General features: G+C 72.2%; 19 protein-coding genes. 5 read left to right on the forward strand and 14 right to left on the reverse strand.

The window, feature by feature from the left end:
* Nucleotides 1-14: 14 nt before the first annotated feature.
* From ABZT18_RS03890 to ABZT18_RS03930, 9 genes are all read right to left on the reverse strand, one after another.
* Nucleotides 15-983 (reverse strand): hypothetical protein, encoded by a 969-nt coding sequence (locus ABZT18_RS03890; protein WP_354992269.1) that lies wholly within the window; start codon nucleotides 981-983, stop codon nucleotides 15-17.
* 199 nt (nucleotides 984-1,182) lie between these two features.
* Nucleotides 1,183-2,580 (reverse strand): hypothetical protein, encoded by a 1,398-nt coding sequence (locus ABZT18_RS03895; RefSeq protein WP_354992270.1) that lies wholly within the window; start codon nucleotides 2,578-2,580, stop codon nucleotides 1,183-1,185.
* Nucleotides 2,577-3,350 (reverse strand): neocarzinostatin apoprotein domain-containing protein, encoded by a 774-nt coding sequence (locus tag ABZT18_RS03900; protein WP_354992271.1) that lies wholly within the window; start codon nucleotides 3,348-3,350, stop codon nucleotides 2,577-2,579. Before ABZT18_RS03900 ends, ABZT18_RS03895 begins: the two co-directional genes overlap by 4 nt.
* Nucleotides 3,347-6,172, reverse strand: coding sequence for an ATP-binding cassette domain-containing protein (locus ABZT18_RS03905; protein ID WP_354992272.1), 2,826 nt, complete (start codon nucleotides 6,170-6,172; stop codon nucleotides 3,347-3,349). The genes ABZT18_RS03900 and ABZT18_RS03905 overlap by 4 nt, the downstream gene beginning before the upstream one ends.
* The gene (locus ABZT18_RS03910; protein WP_354992273.1) at nucleotides 6,169-8,262 is read right to left on the reverse strand and encodes an ABC transporter ATP-binding protein; all 2,094 of its coding nucleotides are present in this window, start codon (nucleotides 8,260-8,262) and stop codon (nucleotides 6,169-6,171) included. Before ABZT18_RS03910 ends, ABZT18_RS03905 begins: the two co-directional genes overlap by 4 nt.
* Nucleotides 8,249-9,607 (reverse strand): hypothetical protein, encoded by a 1,359-nt coding sequence (locus ABZT18_RS03915; protein ID WP_354992274.1) that lies wholly within the window; start codon nucleotides 9,605-9,607, stop codon nucleotides 8,249-8,251. Before ABZT18_RS03915 ends, ABZT18_RS03910 begins: the two co-directional genes overlap by 14 nt.
* Entirely contained in the window at nucleotides 9,604-10,800 is a 1,197-nt protein-coding gene (locus ABZT18_RS03920) for a hypothetical protein (protein ID WP_354992275.1), read from the reverse strand. The genes ABZT18_RS03915 and ABZT18_RS03920 overlap by 4 nt, the downstream gene beginning before the upstream one ends.
* On the reverse strand, nucleotides 10,797-11,825 hold the full coding sequence (locus tag ABZT18_RS03925) for a DUF916 domain-containing protein (RefSeq protein ID WP_354992276.1): 1,029 nt from the start codon (nucleotides 11,823-11,825) through the stop codon (nucleotides 10,797-10,799). Before ABZT18_RS03925 ends, ABZT18_RS03920 begins: the two co-directional genes overlap by 4 nt.
* Before the next feature lie 70 nt (nucleotides 11,826-11,895).
* Complete coding sequence (locus ABZT18_RS03930; RefSeq protein ID WP_354992277.1) at nucleotides 11,896-13,512, reverse strand: hypothetical protein; 1,617 nt, start codon at nucleotides 13,510-13,512, stop codon at nucleotides 11,896-11,898.
* 294 nt (nucleotides 13,513-13,806) lie between these two features.
* Between ABZT18_RS03930 and ABZT18_RS03935 the strand changes: the two genes are divergently transcribed.
* Nucleotides 13,807-14,625 (forward strand): NAD(P)-binding domain-containing protein, encoded by an 819-nt coding sequence (locus ABZT18_RS03935; RefSeq protein WP_354992278.1) that lies wholly within the window; start codon nucleotides 13,807-13,809, stop codon nucleotides 14,623-14,625.
* A 76-nt stretch (nucleotides 14,626-14,701) separates the two neighbouring features.
* On the opposite strand, the gene ABZT18_RS03940 is transcribed toward ABZT18_RS03935, so the two are convergent.
* On the reverse strand, nucleotides 14,702-16,108 hold the full coding sequence (locus ABZT18_RS03940; RefSeq protein ID WP_354992279.1) for an FAD-dependent oxidoreductase: 1,407 nt from the start codon (nucleotides 16,106-16,108) through the stop codon (nucleotides 14,702-14,704).
* A 258-nt stretch (nucleotides 16,109-16,366) separates the two neighbouring features.
* Here ABZT18_RS03940 and ABZT18_RS03945 point away from each other — a divergent pair, with 258 nt between their 5' ends.
* Entirely contained in the window at nucleotides 16,367-17,140 is a 774-nt protein-coding gene (locus ABZT18_RS03945) for an AAA family ATPase (RefSeq protein ID WP_354992280.1), read from the forward strand.
* Nucleotides 17,141-17,449: 309 nt separating this feature from the next.
* Here ABZT18_RS03945 and ABZT18_RS03950 read toward each other — a convergent pair whose 3' ends face one another.
* Nucleotides 17,450-18,118, reverse strand: coding sequence for a helix-turn-helix domain-containing protein (locus ABZT18_RS03950; RefSeq protein ID WP_354992281.1), 669 nt, complete (start codon nucleotides 18,116-18,118; stop codon nucleotides 17,450-17,452).
* Nucleotides 18,119-18,184: 66 nt separating this feature from the next.
* Between ABZT18_RS03950 and ABZT18_RS03955 the strand changes: the two genes are divergently transcribed.
* The gene (locus ABZT18_RS03955; protein WP_354992282.1) at nucleotides 18,185-18,913 is read left to right on the forward strand and encodes a DUF899 family protein; all 729 of its coding nucleotides are present in this window, start codon (nucleotides 18,185-18,187) and stop codon (nucleotides 18,911-18,913) included.
* Between the two features lie 14 nt (nucleotides 18,914-18,927).
* On the opposite strand, the gene ABZT18_RS03960 is transcribed toward ABZT18_RS03955, so the two are convergent.
* Nucleotides 18,928-19,437, reverse strand: coding sequence for an anthrone oxygenase family protein (locus ABZT18_RS03960; RefSeq protein ID WP_354992283.1), 510 nt, complete (start codon nucleotides 19,435-19,437; stop codon nucleotides 18,928-18,930).
* 203 nt (nucleotides 19,438-19,640) lie between these two features.
* On the opposite strand from ABZT18_RS03960, the gene ABZT18_RS03965 reads away from it, so the two are divergent.
* On the forward strand, nucleotides 19,641-20,783 hold the full coding sequence (locus tag ABZT18_RS03965; protein ID WP_354992284.1) for a sensor histidine kinase: 1,143 nt from the start codon (nucleotides 19,641-19,643) through the stop codon (nucleotides 20,781-20,783).
* Entirely contained in the window at nucleotides 20,780-21,442 is a 663-nt protein-coding gene (locus tag ABZT18_RS03970; RefSeq protein WP_354992285.1) for a response regulator transcription factor, read from the forward strand. Before ABZT18_RS03965 ends, ABZT18_RS03970 begins: the two co-directional genes overlap by 4 nt.
* 142 nt (nucleotides 21,443-21,584) lie before the next feature.
* Here ABZT18_RS03970 and ABZT18_RS03975 read toward each other — a convergent pair whose 3' ends face one another.
* Nucleotides 21,585-23,660 (reverse strand): PQQ-dependent sugar dehydrogenase, encoded by a 2,076-nt coding sequence (locus tag ABZT18_RS03975; protein WP_354992286.1) that lies wholly within the window; start codon nucleotides 23,658-23,660, stop codon nucleotides 21,585-21,587.
* A gap of 270 nt (nucleotides 23,661-23,930) precedes the next feature.
* Complete coding sequence (locus tag ABZT18_RS03980) at nucleotides 23,931-25,109, reverse strand: MalY/PatB family protein (protein WP_354992287.1); 1,179 nt, start codon at nucleotides 25,107-25,109, stop codon at nucleotides 23,931-23,933.
* Nucleotides 25,110-25,273: the final 164 nt, after the last annotated feature.

A 25,273-nucleotide genomic window follows, 5' to 3' on the forward strand; every position in this document is an offset into this window, starting at 1 on the left:
AGGTCACGGCCCTCTCAAGACGTCGATTTCGGGTAGACGCGTCGCCCGGCGCCGGACGGCGGGCCCGTCTGGACCACCGCGGCCTCGACGAAAGGCAGGGGTGGCGCGACAGCCTTCAAGGGCCCTGGGATGCCCAACTCCTCCACCACCCGGATCCGCACCGCCGGTATCGCCTCCGAGGTCTGGTAGTTGTGCGGGTCGCCGCTTTTGTCCTTGCGCCACTGGCTGCGGCTGTCGACGGCCTCCTTCGGCACGTCGAAGGCGAGGACCAGCCCGCCCTCGGCGGCGACGTCGCGCAGGGTCGGCTCGTTGCGTTTTCTCCCCATGGCCCACTCGGTGTGCTGCCGGGCGTAGGAGAGCGCCACGTCGAAGTCGAGGGTGACGGTGTTCCAGCCCTTGTCCTTGCTCTCCGAGGCGATGTCGTGTTTCTCCCAGCGTTTGCAGCCGAGGCCGCTGCCGGCTTGACTCGGTGTCAGGCCCGTGACCTGGATGCCGTCGCCGTAGTAGTTACATCGGTTGGTGCCGTGATAGAACCGGTACACGTCCGCGGGCGGCGGGTCCTGGGCCGGGTTCGCCAACCGCCACAGCCGTTGCTGCCGCCCGTTGTACGTCTGAAGTGCCTGCGCATTGGCTGCGTTCAGGCCGAGCTGTTCGAATGCCGTGGCCAACCGGTACAGGATCAGCTTGTTGGCGACGGTGTCGAGCCCTGGCGCGGCGTACTTAGGGGACAGGCAGATGGTGTTGGTGGCCGGCAGGTGGTCGCTGCCGACGGGCGTGTCGAGAAGTGCCACGGTCAGCGGCATGCCGTGCGCGGTGTTGAGAGCCTCCACCACATCGGCGACCACCTTCTCCTCTGCGCACCAGCGCTTCAGACGCGCGGTCAGGGCGTCGTGCGGTTGCGGGGCCGGTAGTTGGGCGGGTGCGGGGCCAGCAGTGGTGGTGTCCGATGGCGGGCGGATCGGCTCGTCGCGGTGGACCGACACTGGCGTGTGGGCAAAGGGTGGGACGGGTGCCAGTGGGGGTCTCGAGGTCTGCGCGGTGGATGGCTCGTTCGGCTGCACTCCATGACGCTATATAGGGCTGTCGCGAGGCGTCCGCGGGAAGTCGCGAATCAGACGTACGAAAAGGCGTACGGCTCACCAGCCCTGCGTCCGGCAGATTCGGCGACACGCCGTTGCTGGTTCAGCCTCGCAGGATCTTGCGACGCCTCGGCAGCACCACGACCAGGCCGACACCGAGCAGGAGCACGGCACTGGACCAGAGCAGCAGCAGCGCCGTCACGCCCCCCTCGCCCGTGGTCGGCAGCGACCCATCGCCATCGCCATCGCCATTGCCATTGCCTTCGCCCTCGTCTCCGGTCGCGGCCCGCGACTTCACCGTGAACTTGGCGACGATCGACGTCGCCGCCGGGCCGGTCACCGGGTCGGCGCCCGCGTTGCACTCGGTGTCGACCTGTGCGTGGTCGAAGAGGATGTTGGTGACCGTCAGCGTGACCAGCCCCGCCTGCGGGGCGGTATAGGTCCCGGTCAGCGTCGCGCCGGGCAGCACGGCGTAGGCGCCGATCGCGCCGTACGCCGAGCTCCGCAGGTTCACCGTGCCGCTGCCCACCCCGCCGACCTTGACGGTCGCCTTGGGTACCAGATCACCGGCGCCGACCGCCACCGGTCCGCTCTTCGGCCCCGCCGAGAACTTCAGGCTCACCGTCACCTTGGCGCCCCGCCCGGGGTTGCTGGGCGACATGGTCAGCGTGTGCGTGGCGGTCCACGCCGAGAGGCTGCTCAGCGTCTTGCAGTTCAGCTTCACGCTCTTCGGGCCGAACGGCTGGGCCGGTGTGTCGACCTCCTCGGTTGCCGTCGGCGCCGGGGCGTTCGTCGTGGGCGCCGGGGCGTTCGTCGTGGGCGGCGGCAGCGACGGCGACGCGGACGGTGACGGTGTCGCGGAGGCGGACGGGCTCGGCGGTGGGGTCGCGGTGCCGGTACCGCCGACGGTGAAACTCTCCACGATGGAGGTCGGCGCCGGTGCCGCCTTGTGGTCGCGGTCGCCGGCCGCCGAGCAGTGCGTCGTCGCCGAGGCGTTGGTGAACGTGACCCGCCCGACGGTGAGCGTCGCCGCTCCGGCGGCGGCGGCGAAGTAGGTGCCGGTCGCGGTGATCGGGCCGAGCGGCGTCGCCGGGGCGACGGCCCCCGCCGGGTACGAGGACATCCGCAGCGTCGCGCTGCCGGAGAGGGAGCCGCCCAGGGCCAGCGCGACGTTCACCGGAACGTCACCGGCGCTCAGCCCCACCGGCCCGTTGTCGGGGCCGGTCTTCGCCGTGAGCGTGACGGTCACCGTGTCGCCGACCTTTGGCGCGGCCGGTGACTGGCTCAGGGTGAAGGTGTCCTGCCAGACCGTCGGTGAGCTGCCGGTGCCGGCGTCGTTGAAGTAGAGCCGGCAGCCCAGCGTCCCGGCCGTGGGGCCGACCGCCGCGGCCGGCAGCGTCGCCCGGGCGGGGACCGCCGCCGGGATCGCGAGTAGCAGCAGCAGCGGCGCCAGGACGAGCGCGAGCGCTGCCACCTGGGCGGGAGAACGACGTCGGGTCATTGGGACCTCCGGTTCCGGTAGGGCATCAGCACGAGCAGGCCGATGCAGAGCAACAGCAGGCCGGAGCCGACCAGCACGGTGACCGCGTACCGGTCCGGGCCGGCGCTCACCGGGTTGGCGTTGACCAGCGACGGGGTCGACGTACCGGCGGCGCCCCCCGGCTCGGTCGAGGGTGCCGTGGTGGCTTCCGGCGTGACCGGCGGTGCCGCGGACGTGGGTGGGGTGACGGATGGGGTCGCCGGTGGGGGCTTCTGCGCCGGCTTCTTGCCGAACGTCAACGCCACCGAGACCTTGTTGGCCTCGACCTCGTCGGCGTTGCCGCTCGTGGGCAGGATCTGCGCCGCGACCACGCACTCCCGCTTGGTGCAGTCGAACGCGCCGAACTTCTGGGCCAGCTTCAGAGTGACCGTGGGCAGCTTCCCGCTGCCGTCGGCGTTGACGAACGCGGCGCCGCCGGCGAGGTTGCAGTCGGTCGGTCCCTTGAAGCCGGCGACACACTGCCCGACGGCGATCTGCTTCAGGTTGGGGGTGAAGCCCGAACCGTTGACGACGACCTGCTGCTTGTCCGACAGCCCGGTGGTCACGGTGACGGTAAGGGTCGGCGCGGCGAACGCGGCCGGGGGTGCCCCGACGACGGCGAGGCCGCTGCTGGTGGCGAGCAGGGCGGCAAACATGAGCGCCCGGCGGCGGAAGGTTCGCACGGCGATCTCCTGACAGGTTCGGCGCAGGCCGGCACGGGCAAGGGGTGGGGCCACGGGGGTAGGGCTCACGACGGCACCGCCGCACGCTGGGCGGGCGCGCCGGAGCGGTTGACGGCGGCGTGGTCGGTACCGAGGTAGGAGCGGACCACGTCGGGGTGGGTGCGGACCTCCTGCGGGGTGCCGTCGGCGATGACCCGGCCGCCGTCCATCGCGACCAGCCGGTCGGCGAGCCGGGCGAGCAGCGGCAGGTCGTGCTCGATGATGACCATGGTGACCCCGAGCTCGTCGTGGATCCGGCGCAGCACCTCGCCCAGCGCGACGCCGTCGGTCTGGGACACCCCCGACGAGGGTTCGTCGAGCAGCAGCAGCGCCGGTTCCAGCGCCAGCAGGCAGGTGATCTCGACGATCCGGCGGGTACCGGTGGACAGCTCCCCGACCAACCGATCGGCGAGCGGGGCCAGGCCCATCAGCGTGACGAGTTCCTCGGCCCGGCGGCGCTTGGCCCGGTCCGGGCCGCCCGCACCGAGAGCCGCGGCGAAGAGGCTGGTCGGCGCGGTGCGTTCACCGGCCACCATGACGGTCTCCAGCACCGTCATGGTGGCGAAGAGCCGGGCGTCCTGGAACGAGCGCACCAGCCCGAGGCCGGCCCGCCGCTGCGGCGACAGCCCGGTGACCGGGCGGCCGGCGAACAGGACCGCGCCCCGGTCCGGGCGGGTGAAGCCGGCGATGATCTCGAACAGCGTGGTCTTGCCGGCCCCGTTCGGGCCGATGATGCCGACCACCTCGCCGGCGGTGACGTCGAGGCTGGCACCGGCAACGGCCCGCACGCCGCCGTAGGAGCGGGCCACCCCGCGTACCGAGAGCAGCGGCTCGCCGGTCACCGCCGGTCGCAGCGGGACGGTGCGCGGCGGCAGCGTGATCGCGCCACCGGATCCGGCGGCGGCCGGCGACGGCCCGGCCACGGGCTCGGCCACCTCATCGGCGGCGGGTGGCGCCGGTGCGCCGTGGCCGCGGACGATCAGCGCGGCGATCCGGTCACGCAACCACAGCACCGGCCCACCGAGCCCGGCCGGCAACGCGATCACCACGACCAGCCAGACCAGGGTCAGCGCGGCCTGGCCGATGATGTCCAACTCCAGGAATCCGGGCACACCGACGATCAGGAACGCCCCGAGCAGCGGGCCGCCCAGCAGCGTGATCCCCCCGACAACCACGGTGGCGACGACGTCGATGCTGGCCGAGGCCGGGAACGTGTTCACGGTGAGTTGGGTCTGCCCGTGGCCGATCACTGCCCCGCCGAGACCGGCCAGCGCACCCGCGACCGCGTACGCCTGTAGGACCCGCACCGGCACCGCGACGGTGAAAGCTCTGGCGGCGTCCGCGTTGTCGCGCAGCGCCACCAGGATCCGCCCGAAGGCACCGGTACGCAGGTTCGCGGTGACCCACAGGCCGAGCAGCAGCACCACCAGCGCGAACAGGTAGTAGTCGGTGGCCAGTTCGAAGGTGTGGCCGCCGATGCGCGGCTTGGGCACCTGGGCACCGTCGCCGAGCAGCCACCCCTGCCGCAGCAGGAACGCGCTGGTGGCCAGCGCGAAGGCGAGCGTGGTGACGGCGAGGGCGAGCCCGCGCAGGCGCAGCGCCGGCACCCCGACCGCGACTGCGGCCAGCGCCGCCGCCGCGCAGCCGGCGAGGATCCCCAGGAAGAGGTTGCCGGTCCGCACGGAGACCTGCACCGACACCGCGGCGCCGATGCCGGCGAACGCGAACTGGCCCAGGGACAGCTCGCCGGCCACGCCGGTGACCAGCCCGATCGACAGGCCGACCAGGGTGAAGCCGATGATCGCGATGAGCACCGAGGCGCTCTCGTTGCTGATCACGAAGGCCAGCACGGCGGCGAGGGCGAAGCCCACCCCGGCGACGACCCGGCCCAGGTTGCGCAGCAGCCAGACGTGTTGGTACGCGGCAGGCAACGGCGGTGCGCCGATCCGGCCCCAGCCACCGTCCTCGCCGTCGCGGCGCGCACGGACCGGCTGGGCGAGCAGCGCGACCAGGATGACCCCGACCAGGGCCAGCTCGACGAGGCCGCCGCTGGATTGACCGGAGAGCAGGATCTGCTCCCCCACCCCGATTCCCAGCGAGGCGGCGAACGCGATCGGTACGGAGGAGAACCGGGCGATCACCGCGCCGGCGAGGCCCCGCACCAGCAGGGCCGGGCCGAGCGACTCGATCGACTGGGTGCCCTGGGTCGGTGCCACGAGGATCGCCGAAAAGGCGGCGACGGCACCGGCGATCGACCAGGCCAGGGTCGCCATCCGAGCCGCGGTGACGCCGTTGAGGGTGGCCGCGTCGGGGGCGTCGGCGGCGGCCCGGATCGCCAGCCCGAACCGGCTGCGCTTGAGAAACATGGCGAGCCCGACCAGCAGCACCGGGGTGAGCAGCAGCATCGCGGTGAACGCCGGGCCGACCGGGGTGTTGCCGACGGTGAACGACGGCATGCCGGGCGGCGCCGGGAATGCCGGGCCGCTGGCCCCCGAGCTGTTCACCAGCAGAGCGAGCACGAGCACGAACTGGGACAGCCCGAGGGTGGCGATCATGCCGATCACCCGGGGCCGGTGCCGCAGCCGGCGGACCACGCTCAGCTCGATCGCGCCGGAGACCGCGGCGGCGGTGAGCATCCCGACCGGCAGGGCGAGCCAGTACGACAGCACGCCGTCACCGACCAGCCGGCCGACCACGGCGGCACCGAACACCCCGACCGCGCCGTGTGCGAAGTTGACGAACCGGCTGGACCGGTAGACCAGCACCAGCCCGACCGCCAGAAGCCCGTACGTGAGGCCGGTGAACAGACCCAGCACGATGCGGTCCGGGCCGAAGTCGAAACCACCGATCACCGGAGCACCACCCCGTCCGCCGGGGCGGCCTGGGGCGCATGCCCGGTGTCCGGTGCCTGGAGGGCGGGCTCGGTGTCCTGTGCCCGGGGCGCGGGCTCGGCATCCTCGGCCGGCGCGTGGCCGCCGAGCATCAGGGCCCGGACCAGGTCCGGCTGGCCGGCCAGCTCGCTCGCGGTGTGCTCGGCGACCATCGCACCCTTCTCCATGAAATAGATCCGGTCGGCCAGCGACAGCGCCACATTGACCGACTGCTCCACCACCAGCAGCGAGGTGCCCCGCGCGTTGAGCCGGCGCAGCATCTCCAGCAGGCCGCCGACGACGACCGGGGCCAGGCCGAGCGACAGCTCGTCGACCAGCAGCATCCGGGGGCGCTGGATCAGCGTCTTGGCGAGCACGAGCAGCTGCCGCTCACCGCCCGACAGGGTGGCGGCGACCTGGTCCCGCCGCTCATAGAGGCGGGGGAAGACGGCGAACGCCGCATCGACCCCCCGGTGCACGGCGTCGCTGCGCCGACCCAGCGCGTAGCCGTGCATGCGCAGGTTCTCGGTGACGGTGAGCGAGCCGAACACCGCCTGGCCGACCACTGTGGAGAGCCCGAGCTCGATCCGGCGGGGCGCGGTCAGCGCGGTCACGTCGACCCCGCCGAGCCGGACCACCCCGGCGGCGGGGCGGTGCAGCCCGGAGAGCACCCGCAGCAGAGTGGTCTTGCCGACCCCGTTCGGGCCGCAGATCGCCACCATCTCGCCGTCGTCGACGCGTACGGCCGCGTCGTAGAGCACCTGGACCGGACCGTACGCGGCGTCGATCCCGGAGCAGGAGAGGGCGGCCGGACGCGCGCCGCTGTGCCGTATCCGGGCGACCTCCGCCTCGTCGGCGAGCACCCGGGCCAGCCGCTCGGCGTCGGCCGCAGCGGTGCGCCGCAGGCGCCGGGCGTAGCCGGCGCCGACCAGCACCGCCGCCGCGGCCACCGCCAACGCTGGACCGGCACCGTATCGGGTACCGAGCAGGGCGAGCAGGCCGGCGCCGCCCAGGCCACCGGCCAGGGACAGCACCGACGACGCCGCCGCGAACGCGGGGCGGGCGTCCGGGTGGAGCACCTCGGTGGCGACGCGCTCGCCCGAGATGGCGAGCGCGACCAGCGCGCCGGCGGCCACGGCCAGGCCCGATGCGAACAGCACGACGCCGACCGCGGCCGGGGCAGTCCCGACGAGCACCGCACCGGCGGCGACGAGCAGCCCGGCCGGGGCTGCGGCGACTGCCAGGCGCAGCGCCCGCTCGCCGCGTAGCAGCACCGCGAGCGCCGCCCCGGCCAGCAGCGCGTCGCCGACCACACCGACGGCGCCACGCGGACCGAGGCCGAACTCGGCGCGCAGCACGTCGGCGGCGAAGATCAGCGCGCCGGGCACGACCAGGCCGAGGCCGGCCTGGGCCAGCACCGCGACACGCGCGGTGGGTGGACGGGTGGCATTGTCGAACAGGGTGCGCAGCGCCGGTGGCCAGCCGGCATCGCCCGGCAGTTCCGCGGGGGTCACTCCGGCCAGCGCGCCGAGCGCCGCGAGGACGCCGGCCGCCGCCCAGTGGTAACCGGCACCACCGCCGGTGCCGCTGGCGAGCAACGCTGCCAGACCGAGCCCGTTCAGCAGCCCCACGTGCCAGTACCGCAGGGTCGCCGTCGCGGCGGCGACCGCGCGGCCGGCCACCACCAGGACCGCCCAGGGCAGCCCCAGCGCGGTGAGCGCGAACAGCCCCGGCACCGGGGCTGCGACGTTGACCACCAGCAGCAGCGCGGCGCCCAGCCCAGCGCCGGCGAGCAGCGCGGCCCGTACCGGATGGCGGTGCGGTACCCGCTGCACGACCGCGACGGTCGCGGCCGCGCCAACCACCGCGGCGGCGATCACCGCGGCCAGCACGCTGGTCAGGTCGACACCGAGACCTCGGGCGAGTCCCGCGGCGCCGAACAGGGGCACCCCGGTCAGCAGGCCGCCGGCCGTACCCGCGGCCCAGCCCGCGCTCCGGGAACGCCATGCCCCCGCACCATCGCCGGCGATGCCCGGCGGGATGCTCCGGCGGGTGTTGTCATCGGGTCGCAAAGGACACGTCCTCCCCGCGGTAGGTGAAGCAGGCGCAGCCACTGTCGTAGCCGAACGCCCGGTAGCCGTTCGAGGCGGCGAACCGGGCCGGGTCGAGTCGCCCGGAGAATCCGGTCGCCGGCTGGAAACTCGTGTCGAGCCTGCCCACGGCAGCCAGCCACCGGTGCGCGTTGAGGTCCCCGCCGAGGTCCTTCGCGCCGGCCTGCAGCAGCAGGGCCGCGTCGCAGTACGGAAAGGCCACGCGCGCGTTCTCGCGAGTGCCGAACGATTCGCCCCCGGCAGCGAAGATGCCCAGGCAGGTGCGTTCGGCGTCGGTGGCGGGGAAGGCGTACTCCCGGTCGGCGACGTCCTGGCTGGGGTTGAAGCCGATGCCCACCGCCCCGGTCAGCGCCTCACGCGGAATGATGTCCGGGTTGCCGATCAGGAAGCTGGGATTGTCGTAGCTGGAGATGCCGTACCGGGCGGTGAAGTCCTGCGCGGCGGCCGAGGTGAGGAAGAAGGAGGCCAGCCGGGTCCCGCCGAGGAAGAAGACCCGCTCGACGCGCTTGGCCCGCAGGTCGACGGCAGCCTGGTTGAGCCCCGTGTTGAGGGTGCCCAGGTCGGTGGTGTCGATCCAGGCCGAGGTCGGGGTGATTCCCCGCTGCTTCAGGTAGGGCACCACGTGCTGCTCGTACATCGCCCGGTTGGCCGGTGCGTCCACCGCGACGATGCCCGCCTGCCGGGCCCCGTCGAAGAAGCCCTGTGCGGCCAGCGCCGGCAGGTATGCGCGCACGAAGTCGTCGTACAGGGGGTAGGCCGGGGCGAACAGGTAGGGAGCGAGCCGCTCGTTCGTCGCCTGGTCGATGGTGATCAGGGTGGCGTCCAGCACCAGGGTGCGCCGCTGGGCGTAGCAGGGGCGGGCGTTGGCCTGCAGCTGACCGGTGAGCACGACCGCGAACGCCCGGTCGTCCTGGGTGATCTGGTTGCAGAGCTTCTCCTCGGCGGCCGGTGAGTCGTCGCTCGCCTCGAAGTTGCGGAAGACCGCCCGCATCCTCCGGCCGGCGATGCCGCCGTTGGCGTTGACGTAGCTCTCCAGCGCCCGCATCTGACGCGCCGGGTCGCCGGCCGAGGCGGTGTTGAACCCGGTCAGGCTCGCCGTCTTGGTGAGGTCGGTGCCGACGAAGACGACGGTGACCGCGTCGGCGGTGACGCCGGGCCCGACGCCGGTGCCGTCGGTGCCGCCCGCGCCCGGCAGCACCGCGCCGCAGCTGACGAAGGCGAGCAGCGCGGCGACGGCGGCGACGGCCGCCCGTACCGTCAAGGTCCGGTCCCCTCGGGCGGCGTGGCTGCCAGGATCGCGGCTCATCGAGGGCTCCCGAGGTAGGTGTCGAGCGCGGCCAGATCGATCACGGCGGCAGCGGGCTGGTTGCCGCCGCGTGCTCCGGCCTGCGTGTCCGCGCCCGGGCGGGCTGCGAGCACCGCGTCGAGGGCGGCGAGGTCGACGATCGCCGCGCCGGCGGCCGGATCGCCGCCGGATCCGTTCGGCAGTCCGGCGTCGCCGAGCAGGTCCCGCAGCGCGGCGACGCTCAGCTGGGCACCAGCCCGCCGACGCAGCTGACCGGCACCGGGAGCGTCGTCGAAGACGAGGTACGCCCCGAGCGACCCGACCCGCACGACGGACGGCAGCAGTGTGCCGGCCGGGGCGGCGCCCATCGCGGGCAGCGGCGGGCGGTTGCGGTGGTTCTTGATGCGGCGGGCGACGCCCACGACGATCAGCACCGCGCCGAGCAGGTGCACCACGAACAGGCCCCACGGGTACGTCCGGAGCGTCACCTCGGCCGGGCCGAACCCGCCGAGGTCGGCCTGCACGGTGTACCGGCCGAACGCGGCGAACGGCGTGGTGACGGGTACCCGGTAGGTGCGCGTCTCGCCCGGCCGGATGGCGTCGGTGCCGGGCGTGCTGACCCGGTCGCCGCTGCCGTCCCGGCCGACCTGGACGTTGAGGGGCGGGTTGGGCAGCGGCTGCGGCCCGGGATTGTGCACGGTGTAGACCAGGGTTCGGGTCGCCGCCGCGCCGACCAGGCTCCGCCAGCCAGGCCGGCCGACGATCTTCGCCTCGACCAGGTCGAGCCGGACCGGGGCGGCCGAGACCGTCGGAGTGTCCCCCATGGCGTGCCCGATGAGTTCCAGTGGCGCGTCGACCTGGCCGCGCGCGGCGCCGCCGACCAGCGTGGCGTGCACGACGCACGGGCACGGCACCGGCGGGGTGCCGAGCACGTACTGCACCGCGAAGGTGCCGTCCGGGCGCACCGGAACGGCCAGGGCGGCTCGCGTGTCGCAGGAGGCCGAGCCGGCGATGGCCAGCTGCCCGCAGGTGACGAGCTGGACCAGCGCGCCGCCGGGCCAGCCGGTGCCGGTCACCCCGAGCCGGTCACCCGGTGCCGCCGCCGGGGCGGCGAGGGTGAGTCCCTCGGCGGCCCACGCCGGGCCGGTGGGCAGTGCCAGCGCGCAGGCCAGCGCGCAGGCGACGGCGGTCAGGGTGCGTGCGATCCTCGTCATCCGACCTCCGCAGGCGCGCGGACGGGCCGGACGCCCCGGGGGCGGGCCACCTGGGCGCGGCGACGCCTGCGCCAGGCCATGACCCCGGCGGCGACCAGCGCGGCGAGTACGGCGAGGCCGGTCCAGGAGATCACCACGGTACGGGTGCTCCGCACCGCCAGCACGCCACCGTCGGCCTTCGCCGTCACGGTGGCGGTGACGACGTCGACCGGCCAGAGCCCGGTGAACTGGGCACGCATCCGCGCCTCGGTGCCCGGCACCAGGTCGAGTTGGGGAGTGGTGCCACGTTGACGGATCTGATGCCCGAACATGCCGGAGGCGGTGACCGTGAGGGTGGGGGCGAGGTGCAGGTTGCCGGTGTTGGCGAGGGTGTATTCCAGGGCACCGTCGACCGGCGTGGGCAGCCACGGCGTCGGGTGCGTCAGGTCCAGGTCGGCGACGTTGAGGCCGGGCACCTCCGGCCCTGCGACCCGCAGGTAGATGCGGGCGCCGACGGCCCGCTGTACCGCGATGACCACGCCGTCGCTCTCGCTCCGTCCGCCCGGGACGGACTCCATCGCGACGACGCCGCCGACGTGGTCGCCAGGGCTGGCGTTCGTCGGAATGGTGATGGAGAACGGGATGTCGGCCTGCGCCTTGGGCGGGATCGTCACCGTGCCGGCGCCGACCGCCGTCCACACCCCGATGTCCGACTGCTTCTCGTCGACCCGGCGTAGCGCGAACCCGCCGTCGCGCGCGGTGTTGTAGGCGTCCGCGCCGTACACGGTGAAGGTGCGCTCGGTGTCGGTGCGGTTGATCACGCGCACCGAGTCGGTGAGGGTCCGGCCGGCGGGTGACTCGAGGAAGAAGTAGAGCCGGGGGGTGGGCCCGGCCTTGGCCGGCGGGGTGGGCACGACGGCCCACTCGCCGTTGTCCGCCGCGGCGGCCGGCCCGACCGGGACGATGGTCAGCGCGGCAGCGGCGACAGCGGCGGCGAGGGCCGCCGCACCGGTGCGGAGGCGACGTGGCCAGAGGGGGTGACGCACGCGGTTCCACCCTTCGACTGTCGGTGTGGGGCGGCCGGCTCGGCCGACCGCCCCAACCTCAGGGCGATCCTCAGCTCAGGGTGAGCGTGAGGGTCGCGGCGTAGGCACCGGCGAGTTGGTTCGCCGGCACGGAGAGGGACAGCCCGGCCGAGGCGTCGAAGCTGCCGCCCGTACCGGTGGCGCTGGTCGGCGCGGAGCAGAGCGTCGCCGCGTCGACCGTGCCCGGGGTACCGGCCACCGCGGTGACCGCGTTGGTCGCGCCGGCGGTGCCGACGCAGGCCGGCGTCCAGGACAGGTTGCTCTTGGCGATGGTTCCGCCCGGGGTGCCGGTGAAGTCGGTGACCGTGCCGACGAGGCTCCACCCGAAGGTGCTGCCCCGGTAGTCGGTCACCGTGACGGTCGACAGGTTGCCCGTCGTCGTCTGCACGCTGCCACCGACGGTGACGCCGGAGAACGCGATGTTGCCGCTGCCGGCGGCGCGAGCCATCGACAGGTTTCCGGCAGTCACGGTCTGCGACAGGTTGTACGACAGGGTGCAGTTGCCGGTCGTGGCCGAGCCGGACTTGGCCACGCACGAGTCAGCCGACCCCGTCCAGGCGGAGATCGCGAACAGGGCGCCGGATTGCGCGCCGACGTACGCGGTGGTGCTGTCCGCGACGGTGAAGGTGGCGTTGATCCCGCCGGTGGCGGCGGCTGTGGCCGTCGTTGCCGGGTCGCCCGTCGCGGGCGGCGGCGGGGCGCCGGTGAGCGCCTGGTAGCCGCGGATCGTGACCGTGCTGCCCGGGTTCCAGTTGGTGCCGGTCACCGTCACCACGGTGCCGGAGCCGCCACCGCTGGGGGTGATCGCGATGCTCGGCGAGCCGAGAATCGTGATCGGGACGGAGACCGTGTTGGTCCCGTCCGAGACCGCCAGGGTACGTGCTCCCGTGGTGGCGCCGCTGGGCACCGTGAGCGTGCCGGTGCCGGCGCCGGCGGCGTCGGTCGTGCCCGTTCCCGTGCCTTCGGGCGTTCCGGTGCCGTTGGCCGCGCGCAGCGACGCGGTCAGGGCGGTGGACGGCACGAGACCGGTCACCGCGTAGTTGATGACGTTGCCGGCCCGGGCGGACCCGGTCACGGTCTGGCCGGTCACCGAGGTGACCGAGACCGTGCCACCGAAGACGGTGAAGCTCTCCACGATGGGTGTCGGGACCGGCGCTGCCTTGTGGTCCCGGTCGCCCGCCGCCGAGCAGTACGTCTTGGCGATCGGGTTGTTGAGGATCACCCGATTGACGGTGAGCGTCGCGGCTCCCGTCGCTCCCGCCACGTAGGTGCCGGTGGCGGTGATCGGGCCGGTGGGGGCGTTGCCGGGGATCGGACCGGCCGGGTAGTTGGGCTGGGTGAGAGTGACCGGGCCGCTCTGCGAGCCACCCAGCACCGCCTCCACCAGGATCGGTACCTCACCGGGGTTGATCGCGACCGGGCCGTTGCTCGGACCGGTCGCCGCGGTGAAGGTCACCGTCACGGTCTGCCCCGGGCTCGGCGTCGCCGGCGTCTGAGTGAGCCCGAACGAGTCGGCCCAGTTCGTCGGCGAGCTGCCGGTACCGGCATCGTTGAAGTACAGCCGGCATCCCAGGTTGCCCGGGGTGGGGCCGTACGCCTGCGCGGGGGACACGCAGACCGCGGTAGCGACGGCGACCAACGCCGCCACGCCCACCGCTGTAGCCGTAGTTCTGAGCAATCCCATTGCGGTCCCGCTCTCCTTCCTGTGGGGAACGGTGCACCCCTGGCCGTCGTTTCGCTGGTGGAAACGGCGGTTTCCAAAATTGGATAGGTCTCATAAAGGCAGCCGGCCTGCCCTCCTGTCAATAGCCCGACAGCCAATTTGACGCCGGCCGATCCGATCGACTCCGTGGACACCGCGGCATCGTCGGCGGGTTCGGTCTTGGCAGGGTGACCGGGCATGGGGCAGAGTGGGAAACGCTGTTTCCCTTAGGAGGTCCAGGTGCGTTACGTGATCATCGGATGCGGCAACGTCGGCATGGAGCTGGCCCGTCGCTGGGTCTCGGCCGGCCACCACGTGGTCGGCACCACCACCTCCCCCGACCGGGTGCCCGAGCTGACGCCCGTCTGCACCGAGGTGGCGGTCCTCCGTGGCAGCGACCGCGCGGCCGTCGAGCAGGCCACCCGGGGCGCCGACGCGGTCGTGCTCACAGTGAGCCCGCGCATCGCCCGAGCCTTCGACGCCGACCAGCGCATCGCCGAGTACGCCGACACGCTCACCGCGTCCGCGCGTACCGCCGCCGCCGCGCACCCCCGGGTGGTCTTCACCAGCTCGGTGTCGGTCTACGGTGCCGGCCACGGCGCGCTGGTCGACGAGGTCACCCCGCTCACCGACGACCCGGACGCCTCACCCCGCAACTTCATCGCCGCCGAGGCCGCCGTGCTGGCCGCCCCACGCGGCGCCGCGCTGCGGATCCCCGACGTGTACGGGCATCCGCGCGACCTCGACTATCCGACCCGGGTGAAGCTGGCCCACGAGATGCTCGGCGGCAGTGTGCCGTTCTCGGCCGAGGCACTCCACTATCGCATCGACTATCGCGACGCCGCCGCCGCGCTCGACTTCGTGGTGAGCCACGACCTCACGGGCGCGTTCAACGCGGTACCAGACGCGGTCGTGCCGCAGACCAACCAGGCCGTCCTCGACGAGCTCTGCGCCGACGGGGGCTGGCCCGCGCTGACCTACCGGGGCGAGATCAGGACCCCGTTCGTGCCGATCAGCTCCGACAAGCTGCGCGCGGAGGGCTTCGCCTTCGCGCACTGAACACGGTGCACCCCGGGCTCACCGCCGCCTCCGGCCGGGGCGTTCGTCCGGTGTGGACGAACGTGGCGGAACCGGCTCAGCTCGCGGTCCCCGCGAGACGACGCCCGACCAGCCGGCCGAAGGCCATGGCCGGCGTCAGGCACATGCCGGAGCAGAACGCGTTGCCATTGACGGCGGCGGAGCCGATCACCTCACCGACGCCGTACAGGCCGGGGATCGTCGTGCCGTCCGCGCGGCGGACCCGCAGCATCTCGTCCACGTCGAGGCCGGCGAACGTGATCAGGGTGACCGGATGGTTCTCCAGCGCGTAGAACGGCGGCTCGACGATCGGCGCCGGCAGGTACGCCCGACCGAAGTCGGCATCCCTGCCGTCGGAGACGAACCCGTTGTAGCGGGCCACCGTTGCCGAGAGTCCCGCCGGGTCGATGCCGGCCAGCGCGGCGAGCTCCACCAACCCGGGAGCCCGGTGCACGCCCCGGCGTTGGCCGCACCGGGCGTGCAGCTCGGCCGCGCTCCAGCCGTGCACCATCGGGTACGACTCGCGCAGGGCGTGGGCGTCGAAGACCGTCCAGAAGGTCATCCGGTCGATCGTGGTCAGCACCCGCTCCTTGTGGTCGATGCTGGGGTCATCCTCGGCGATCCAACGCCGCCCGGCCCGGTCGACGTAGATCTCCCAGGGCGGCCGCTCCGGCGCCACCAGGTGCGGCCGGTGCGCCCAGTCGACCCGAAGGTCGCCACCGATCGGGGGCAGCCCGCCGAAGGTGGGGATGTAGCGGCCCAGGCCTTGCAGGCCGGCGCCGAGCGACCGGCCCATGAGCAGACCGTCGCCGGTCGAGGTGGGCGCCGCCGAGGTGGTCAGTGGGGCACCCTCCAGCTCGGCGAACAGCTCCGGCGCGTACCCGAATCCGCCGGTGGCGAGCACCACGGCGGGTGCCCGCCACCGTGCGCCGTCGGCCGTGGCCACCCCGACGACCGCGCCGCCCTCGGTCAGCAGCTCGGTGACGCGCACCTCGCAGCGCAGGTCGATGCGGCCGGCGGCCCGATGCGCGTCGAGCATCGGGCGCAGCGCGGCCAGGATCGCCGGACCGCCGGGGGCGGTGGTGGCGTGGATGGTCCGCGGCGTGCGGTACGGCTCGTGCCCGTACACGATGCGGGGGGTACCCGGATCGACGATGAGCCCGGCGGCGAGCAGCCACTCCAGCACCGCCGGCTGTTCGCGCAGCGCCAGCCGGGTCAGGTCGGCCCGCGCGGTGCCCCGGCTGATCCGCCAGATGTCGTCGAAGTGCCGCTCGGGGTCGTCGCTGATGCCCCGCGCGCGCTGCAGCGAGAAGCCGCCGGCGGACAGGTGCCCGCCCGAGTACGGCAGGGCGCCCCCGACGTCCGGCGCCTTCTCCAGCAGCAGCACGGTGCCGCCCGCGTCGGCGGCGGCGATGGCACAGGCCAGGCCACCCGGCCCGGCGCCCACAACGATCGCGGTCGGCACACCCACCTCCGGCAATCCAGTCGCGTTTCCATGAAAGTAACAGTGTTTCCATTTGATCCGCGCACCGTCAACGGTTGCCGGCTGATGGATCGCCGACGTCGAAGCAGAACAGGTCACCGCCGAGGCCAAGCTGCGCCGCCGCACGGGACGACGGACCAGGACAGCAGCAGCCCGGCGTGGGCGTTCTCTCGGACATGTCGCCGCCCGGGCACCTACCGTCGAGGCGACGGGCAGACCAGCGGCGTAAGGGGTCACGTGATGACAACCGGGGACGAGGCGTCGGTCTCGCGTCGAGACAGCGGCGGGTTTCTGCGATGGGTGGAGCTGACGGATGGCGACGGAGACATGTCCGTCTATCCGTTCACGCTGCCCGTCGTCGCCGGACTGCGGGCGGGCGGCCGGTTGACCCTGGATCCGGCGGTGACCTTCCTGACCGGAGACAACGGCACGGGCAAGTCGACGCTCATCGAGGCGATCGCGGTAGCGGCGGGGTTCAACCCCGAGGGCGGATCCACCAACTTCCGGTTCAGCACGCGCGCCACCGAATCATCTCTTGGCGAGCGCCTGCAACTGGTCCGCGGCATCAGGAAGCCACGCACCGGGTTCTTCCTGCGCGCCGAGTCGTTCTACAACGTGGCCAGCGAGATCGACCGACTCGGCGTCGTCGACGGCTACGGCGGCACCAGCCTGCACGAACGATCCCACGGAGAGTCGTTTCTCGACGTCGCCACCCACCGGTTCAAGCCACGAGGCCTGTACCTGCTCGACGAACCGGAAGCCGCCCTGTCCGTGCACGGCTGCCTGGCGATGCTCACCCGCATCCGCGACCTCACCCAGGCCGGATCCCAGTTCATCGTCGCCACCCACTCCCCCATCCTGCTGGCCGTTCCGCACGCCCGGATCCTGCAGATCGAACCCAGCGGCACCATCAGTCACGTCGACTATGACGACGCACAGCCGGTGCTGCTGACCCGATCGTTCCTGGCCAACCCGCAGCGGTACCTGCACCACCTGTTCCACGACGACAGCTGACCCAGCCTGGAGCAGGCAGGCAGAGTCGACCGTGTGCCCGGCTTGGAGCGACCAACGCAGCGACGCCCCTGACCAGGCACAGCCGGTCAGGGGCGTCTCGTGCTTCAGCAGGGGCAGAGGCCGGGCACGCACCTTGCCCTACTCGACGAAGACAGAGCGTCAGGGCCTCACCGCCGCCTCACCGACGCGTCGTCCAGCTGGTCGGGGCTGTCGACGGTGATGGTGAGCATCAGGGAGAACTCGACCAGCCCGGCGCCCCGGTCGCCACTGAGCACGGACACACGGACGCGACGGCGCCCCCCGGGATAATCAGGTGTAGAGACGCAGGATCTGTACGACGGCCTCCCGGTCGCCCTCGACGCGCACGGTCCCGTCGCGCTCGGCGCTCGCGAGTGGCAGGTTGTCGAAGAGAAGGCTGCTCCAGACCGTCGACTCCGCGGTCACGGTCGCCGCCGGTTCCATGGCCACACCGGCCCGGACATCCAGGCGCCCGTCGACCGTTGCCACGCGGTAATCGCGCGTCGGCGGATCGGAGCGCCGGCCGTCGTACAGGCGAAGGGCCAGGACCGGCACCTCGCCCGGCTCCAGCGGAGCCATCGTCCGCATGGCGATGACCGTCCCATCAGGAGTCATGCCGCCGTCCGTGCGCGGGTCGGGGCCGGCGGAGTACCAACGCCCCAGCGATTCCAGGACCGACTCCAACTTTCGGCCCCAGTCCGTCGCGACGTACGCGTGGGTGCGGGCCAGGTCTGGCAGGACGACCTGCTCGACGATCCCGGTCTCCTGCAGCGACCGCAGCCGGTCGGTGAGAACGGCCGGAGTGATGCCACGGACCGACTCCTGCAGGTCGACGAACCGCTTGGGCCCGAGAATCACCTCACGTACCACGATCAGGGTCCATCGATCACCTACCAGGTCGAGAGCATTCGCGGCGCGGCAGGCGTCCCCGAGGTCCCGAAAGGTCCGCTTGGTCGGCACGACCGCCTCACTTCCTTCCCACATAACTATGGTCAAGCAAGCACACACTATGCTTAGGATAGCGACATGGCAGCCATCCACACCACGACCCCTGCCCCTCCGGCCGTCGATCGCGAGACCTGGCTCACCGAGCGCGAGGCACTGCTCGTCCGCGAAAAGGCGCACACACGCGAGGGTGACGCGATAGCCGCCGCCCGGCGCCGCCTGCCGATGACCGAGGTAACACCGATCTCGCTCATCGGAGCGCACGGCCCGACCCCACTGCAGGACATCTTCGCCGGCCGAGACCAACTCGTCGTCTACCGGCACATGTGGCACCTCGGAAAGCCGTTCGAGGATCAGTGTGAGGGCTGCACCGCCACCATCTGGGACTTCCAGAATGCGGCCTATCTTGAAGAGCGCGGCATCTCCTTCGCGGTCTTCTGCGAGGGGCCGTACGAGGAGGTGGCCCCCTTTCGGGACTTCATGGGCTACACGCACCCGTGGTATTCCACGTACGGCATCGAGGACCCCGCCTACGCCGGCGGCGGCGAGATCGCGTGCCTCCTGCACCGGGACGACCGGTTCTTCCTGACGTACGAGACGACCGGCCGGGGCGTCGAAGCGATCATGTCGTCGCACAAGCTGCTCGACATGACCACCTACGGCCGGCAGGAGGTTTGGGAGGACTCACCGGAGGGCTGGCCCCAGGAACCGACCTACACGAGGTGGCGCAGCGACGGCCGACCCGTACCGCAGTGGACCAGGCCAGGAGCCGGGCAGGTCGGGGCACAGCACCAACAACACTGCCACTGACGGGCGCAGGGCGATCACATCGCTCGCACCGGTGCGGTATCCCGGGCGAAGCGCAGCAGCGCGGTGAACGCCAGCGCGGACGTCACCGCTCCGCCGGCGAGGCGTACCCAGTGGCCGGCGACGAACTCCTCGGCGACCTGACGTAGGTACTCCGGGGAGTGCGTGCCGACCGGGTCGCCGAACATGATCTCGTTACGCGGCCAGAAGAAGACCACGGAGAACAGGAACTCGCAGGCGATGAAGGCCGCGGCGGCGCCGGCGACGTACCAGCGCAGCCGGCGGTTGCGCCAGGTGAGCGCAATCCCGGCGAGGCAGCTCAGCACGACCGTGGCACCCAGCGGCGGGAAGTAGTCGCTCGGGCCGCCTGCGACCAGGAACTCACGGGCCCGGTCCAGCGACGCGGGCGCGTCGCCGAAGACATTCGGGTAGAGCATCACGGTCTCGGCGGCGACCCCACCGAAGGACATCATCGCCGTCCAGACGAGCACGATGAGGACGATCCACGTCAGCTTGGTACGGGACACAGCGGCACTTCTCCTTGGTTATGTCCCCTTGAGGACACGTTCTGTGGTGTCGCTGTCGACGCTAGGTCGGCAGTTCGGGACCGTCTGCCGCGTAGCCGCGCGAGCTGGCATCGCTTCTCGACGTACGCGCCGGGGCGGAGGTGATGCCTGCGGACGGCAGCGGACCGAGCCCGCGTCCACTTAGGCTCACGGACGTGCAGGCCATGTCACCCACCCGAACCGAGGCGCTGCTCGCCGTGGCGATCCTGGGCCTGATCACGGCGGCGGTGGTGACCGATGACGCGTCGGCCGCCCGCGCGGCGGTCGCCGGCGGATTCGGGGTCGGTTTGGCCGTACTGCTGCTGGTGGCCCGGCGTTGGCCGGTTCCCGCGCTGCTGGCGACGGCGGCCGGCATCCTCGGCTACTACGCGCTGGAGCTGCCGCCGGTCGGCCTGGCCGCCCCGGCCGCCGCCATCCTCTACGTGGCCGCAGAGCGGGGCCGGGTGGTCCCGGCCGCCGCCGTCGGCGGGAGTCTGCTGGCCGTTTCGGTGGCCGCCCGGCTGATCGAGGGCGACGACATCTCCGTCGTGATCGGGGCTGATCTCGGCTCCGGGGCGGCTCTGATGCTCGCCGTCATCGCGCTCGGTGACGCCGTCCGCAACCGGCGTTCGCTGCGGGCCGCCCTGGTTCGGCAGGCCGCCGCAGCGGCCGAGGAGCGCCGTCGGGAGGCCGCCCGGCAGGTCGAGGCGGAGCGGCTGCGCATTGCCCGGGAGGTGCACGACACGCTCGGACACACGATGTCGGTGATCACCTTGCAGTCGGCCGTGGCGCGGGAGGCACTCGCCGATGCCGAGCCCGGGCAGGCCGAGACCGCCCTGGCCGCGATCCACTCGGTGAGCGGCAGCGCCATGGCCGAGTTGCGCGCGACGCTGGGCACGCTGCGCCGCGAGCCCGGGCCGCGCGAGCCGGCCCCCGGCTTCGCCCAGCTACGTACGCTCGTTGACGGCGTCCGCCGCGGTGGGCTGCCGGTCGAGCTGCGTCTCGCCGGCCCGGTCGACGCGCTGCCCACGGTGGTGGGCAGCACCGTCTACCGGATCGTGCAGGAGGCGCTGACCAACGTGCTGCGCCACGCGCGGGCCACCCGCGTCGCGGTGACGATCCGGGCGACGCCGGCCCGGCTGTCGCTGGAGGTCGTCGACGACGGCCGTGGCTCGTCCGCCGGCGGCGTAGCAGGTGAGCGCGGTCAGGGCCTGCGCGGTATGTCGGAGCGGGTCGCCCTGCTCGGCGGCACCGTCGATGCCGCCGACGTCGATGGCGGCGGCTTCCGGGTGTCGGTCCGCCTGCCGCTGGCCGGAGTCCCCGCGTGAGCAAGGTACGGGTCGTCCTCGTCGACGACCAGTACCTGGTGCGCACCGGACTCCGCGCGCTGCTGGAGCGCGCCTCGGACATCACCGTGGTCGGCGAGGCCGGCGACGGTCGGGCCGGTGTGGCCGTCGTGCGTGAGCAGCGGCCCGACCTCGTCCTGATGGACGTCCGGATGCCCGGCGGCGACGGACTCGATGCGACCCGCCGGATCCTCAGCGACCCGCTGCTGGCCGATGTCCGGGTGGTCATGCTGACCACCTTCGATGACGACGAGTACCTCTTCGAGGCCATTCGCGCTGGCGCCGCCGGTTTCCTGCTCAAGGACACCCCGCCCGACGCCCTGCGGGACGCCGTCCGCGTGGTGGCCGGCGGGGACGCGCTGCTGTCACCGGCGGTGACCCGGCGGGTGATCACCGCGGCGGCCCGCTCCTCCGTGGGCGACCCCGCGCGACTGGCCGGGCTCACCGGGCGGGAACGCGACGTCCTCGCGCAGGTCGGCACCGGGCGGTCGAATGTGGAGATCGGGGCGGCCCTGCACCTCAGCCCGGAGACCGCCCGCACCTACGTGAGTCGCCTGCTGCACAAGCTGAACGCCCGCGACCGCGCCCAGCTCGTGGTCATCGCGTACGAGAGCGGGCTGGTCCGCCCCGGCGACGGCTGAGCCTGGGTCGCCGAGCATCGGTGATCAGTCGCCGTCGCCGCGGTGACGAACAGGCCACCTGGGTGGTGGGTCGGGTCCGGGGCGGTTCTGTCCGCCGGCGGTCCTCGCACCGTCCGAGGACCGCCGGCGGACAGCCGCCTGGCTAACTGCCGAGTGTGATGTGCAGGACCTTCTCGTTGCTGTTGTTCGGGGTGCTGTCCTTGTCACCGAGGTTCGTGGTGGTCAGCCAGAGGCCGCCGTCGGGTGCGGGTTCCACGGTGCGCAGGCGGCCGTAGGTGCCGTTGAAGTAGGTCTGCACATTCGTCAGACTGCCGCCGCTGATCACCGCGCGGTACATCCGAGCGCCACGCGCGCAGGCCACGTAGAGCGCGTCGCGCACGATAGCTATGCCGGAGCAGGAGCCGTCGGCGGTGGGGTAGGTGCGCGCCGGCGCGATGAAACCGGGCGTGTTGCAGGTGCCGCTGGTGCCCTCACACGCCGGCCAGCCGTAGTTGCCGCCCCTGGTGATCAGGTTGGTCTCATCCATGACCGCATTGCCGAACTCCTGCTCCCACAGCCGACCCTGTGAGTCGAACGCCAGGCCCTGCGGATTACGGTGGCCGTAGCTCCACACGTAGTTGCCGAACGGGTTGTCCGAGGGGACGCCGCCGTCCGGGTTGAGCCGCAGGATCTTGCCCTCGAGACTGGACCTGTCCTGCGCATAGTTGCCGTTCTGCGCGTCACCCGTGCTGGCGTAGAGCTTGCCGTCCGGGCCGAAGCGCAGACGGCCACCGTCGTGGAACTTGTTGCGTCGGATCCCACTGATCAGAATCTGCTCGGTGGCGGTATCGAGCCGGTCGTTCTCGATCTTGATCCGCACGATCCGGTTGTCGCTCGGCGAGGTGTGCATGATGTACAGCCAGTGGTCGCTGGCGAAGCCGGCCGAGATCGCCAGGCCGAGGAGGCCACCCTCGCCGTCGGTGCTCTGCACGTTCGGCACGGTGCCCACGGTGGTCTTCGCCCCGGTGGTGGGGTTGAGATGGATGATGTCGTGCGCGTCGCGGCGGTTGTACAGGACCGTCCCGTCGGGCAGTGTCACCAGCCCCCAGGGGATGTCGGTGTCGGTGGTGACCTGTCGCACCGTGCACACCGCACTGCCGCACGCCGCGCCGGTGGTCACCGTGATGGTGTTACTCCGCGCCGAGGCGTTGTCCTGCGCGTCGCGAGCCACCACGTGGTACTGGTAGCTCCGGTTGGCGGCCAGCCCGCTGTCGATGAAGGTGGTGGGCGGAGGGGCGCCGGTGACCGTGCCGATCTTCGCGCCATCCCGGAAGATGTCGTAGGCACGGACCCCGATGTTGTCCGTCGACGCGATCCATCGCACCGTCACGGTGGTGCCCGAGGCCGATCCGGTGAGCTGTGTCGGTGCCGTCGGCGGCACCGTGTCGGCCTGGCACTGCGGTGGGGTGATGGTCACCGTGGCACTGGCCTGCGACACGTTGCCGGCGGCGTCGCGTGCGTTGACGTACAGGCCCCACGTCGCTCCCGGGACCACCGTGAGACCGGTGGACAGCGTGCCGCCGTTCACCGACTTCATCAATTGGCCGTCGTGGTAGATGTCGTAGAACGCCACCGCGACGTTGTCCGTCGAGGCGTTCCATGCGAACGTCACGGAGTTGCACGTTAGCCCGCTGACCCGTGGGCTGCCCGGCACCGACGGCGGCTGACTGTCGGCGCTGCCCAGGGACGTCGTCCAGCGCTGGTTGGCCTGCCCGTTGCAGGTCCAGAGGCCGACCAGGGTGCCGTTCGCGGTGCCCGCGCCGGTCACGTCCAGGCACAGGCCCGACTGCACGCCGATGATGGTGCCGTCGGCGTTGATTCGCCAGCGCTGGTTGTCACCGCCGTTGCAGCCGTAGATCTGCAACGCGGCCGGCGCGGTGGTGTCACGGCCGACCACGTCCAGGCACATCGTCGCGTCGTACACCCGCAACTCCCCGGCCGCGGTGAGGGTCCACGCCTGGTTGGCCTGCCCGTTGCAGTCGTAGATGTTGATCCCCGCACCGGCGGTCCTGGAATTGCCAACGACATCCAGGCAGCGACCCGAAGCGGCACCGACCACGGTCGAGGGGCCGGCGGCCGACGCCGGCACACCGATGGCCACCGTCAGCAGCGTCACCGCGGCCACCGCTGCCGCCAACATCCGTGGGCGCGAGCGCCACGGTTCGGTCCACGCGAACATTCGCATTCATCCTCCAGGGGTTGAGTCGTGGCCGGGATGCCGGCCGTGACCGGTTCATCGCGCAGGCCAGCGCTGGCACTGGCGTTGTTGCACTCCTGGAGTTCGACGAAGCGTCCCGGTGCGGACGAGCGCTGGCACCAGGGCGGGCGCTACGTTCACCCCCGGCGGCCAGCCGGAGCGAGTCGACCATAGAACGACAGAACCAATCAAATACCAACATCAATCGAATGTCAACGATGTCACCCGACCGGGTACATCGTCGGGAGCGGATCAGGCGACGGCGGTGGTCATCCGGCGTACCGCCTCGGTGATCAGCTCCGGTGCGGTGGCCAGATTCAGCCGGACGTGACCGGCGCCGCCGGTGCCAAAGGCCGAACCGGAGTTGAGCGCGACCCGGCCACGGTCGAGGAACACGGTGGCGGGGTCGTCGCCGAGGCCCAGGGCGCGGCAGTCGAGCCAGGCGAGATAGGTGGCCTGACCGGGGTGGTAACGGATTGCCGGCAGGTGCTCGGCGAGCAGCGCGGCGAGGAGCCGACGGTTGTCGTCCAGGCCGGTCAACAAAGCGTCGAGCCACTCGCCGCCGTCGCGGAAGGCGGCGGTGTGGGCGATCACGCCGAGGTGGCTGGTGCTGACGCTGGCCTCGAACGGAACGCGGGCGAGGTCTCCAGCCGCGGCCGGGCCGGCAATGAGGAGCGCACCGCGTAGGCCGGCCAGGTTCCACCCCTTGGAGGCCGACATCAGTGACAGGCCGTTCTCCGCGCCGGGCACCGAGAGGTACGGCACGAACCGCGCTCCCCCCACCACCACCGGAGCGTGGATCTCATCGGCGACCACCCGCACCCCGTGCCGCTCGGCCAGACTCGCGACGGCGGTCAACTCGTCCGCGGTGTGCAGGACGCCGGTCGGGTTGTGCGGGCTGCACAGCAGGTACGCCGCTGGCCGCCCACCGGCCCGAGCCTGCCGGAACGCGTCCTCCAGTGTGCCGAGGTCGATCCGCAGGTCCTCGCCGAGCGGCGCCTCCACGATCCGGCGGCCGGCGTGCGCCACGAACTCGTAGAACGGCGGATAGACCGGGCAGTTGACGACCACGGCGTCCCCCGGCTCGGTGACCACCCGCAGCACCTCGACGACACCGTGCATCACGTCGGGCACCAGCGCGGTGCGCTCCACGGCCAGCCCGTCCCAACCCCACCGACGCCGGGCGAACTCCGCCAGCGCCCGCGGGTACGCCGTGCCGGCGGTGTAGCCGGTGTCACCGCGCGCGACGGCGTCGGTGATCGCCCGCGCTACCGGCTCAGCCAGCGGCACGTCCATCTCCGCCACCCAGAGCGGCAGCACGTCGTCGGGGTACTCCCGCCACTTGAGACTCGTCCGTTGACGAAGCTGGTCGATCGTGAGCTGACGAAGCGGGTTCACCGCGTCTCGGGCACCACTGAGCACACCACTCATGACTGAAGCCTATTCGGCTCCCAGCCACCTCGCGTTCACGGCTGAGGGTGGAGGTGGCACCCACGCGCCCAGGCGGTGTCTCTTGATGGTGCGCGCCCGACCCTCTATCGCCAGTCATCGATTGATGGTAATAATCTTCGCAGCGCCAACTCTCTAGCAAGATT

The organism is Micromonospora sp. NPDC005291, from assembly GCF_040607415.1.
Classification (GTDB): domain Bacteria; phylum Actinomycetota; class Actinomycetes; order Mycobacteriales; family Micromonosporaceae; genus Micromonospora.

Coding starts and splice junctions, on each gene's coding strand:
- ABZT18_RS03895 (WP_354992270.1), bottom strand. CDS start 2,580: ATGACCCGACGTCGTTCTCCCGCCCAGGTGGCAGCGCTCGCGCTCGTC.
- ABZT18_RS03915 (WP_354992274.1), bottom strand. CDS start 9,607: ATGAGCCGCGATCCTGGCAGCCACGCCGCCCGAGGGGACCGGACCTTG.
- ABZT18_RS03920 (WP_354992275.1), bottom strand. CDS start 10,800: ATGACGAGGATCGCACGCACCCTGACCGCCGTCGCCTGCGCGCTGGCC.
- ABZT18_RS03945 (WP_354992280.1), top strand. CDS start 16,367: ATGACAACCGGGGACGAGGCGTCGGTCTCGCGTCGAGACAGCGGCGGG.
- ABZT18_RS03955 (WP_354992282.1), top strand. CDS start 18,185: ATGGCAGCCATCCACACCACGACCCCTGCCCCTCCGGCCGTCGATCGC.
- ABZT18_RS03965 (WP_354992284.1), top strand. CDS start 19,641: ATGTCACCCACCCGAACCGAGGCGCTGCTCGCCGTGGCGATCCTGGGC.
- ABZT18_RS03975 (WP_354992286.1), bottom strand. CDS start 23,660: ATGTTCGCGTGGACCGAACCGTGGCGCTCGCGCCCACGGATGTTGGCG.
- ABZT18_RS03980 (WP_354992287.1), bottom strand. CDS start 25,109: ATGAGTGGTGTGCTCAGTGGTGCCCGAGACGCGGTGAACCCGCTTCGT.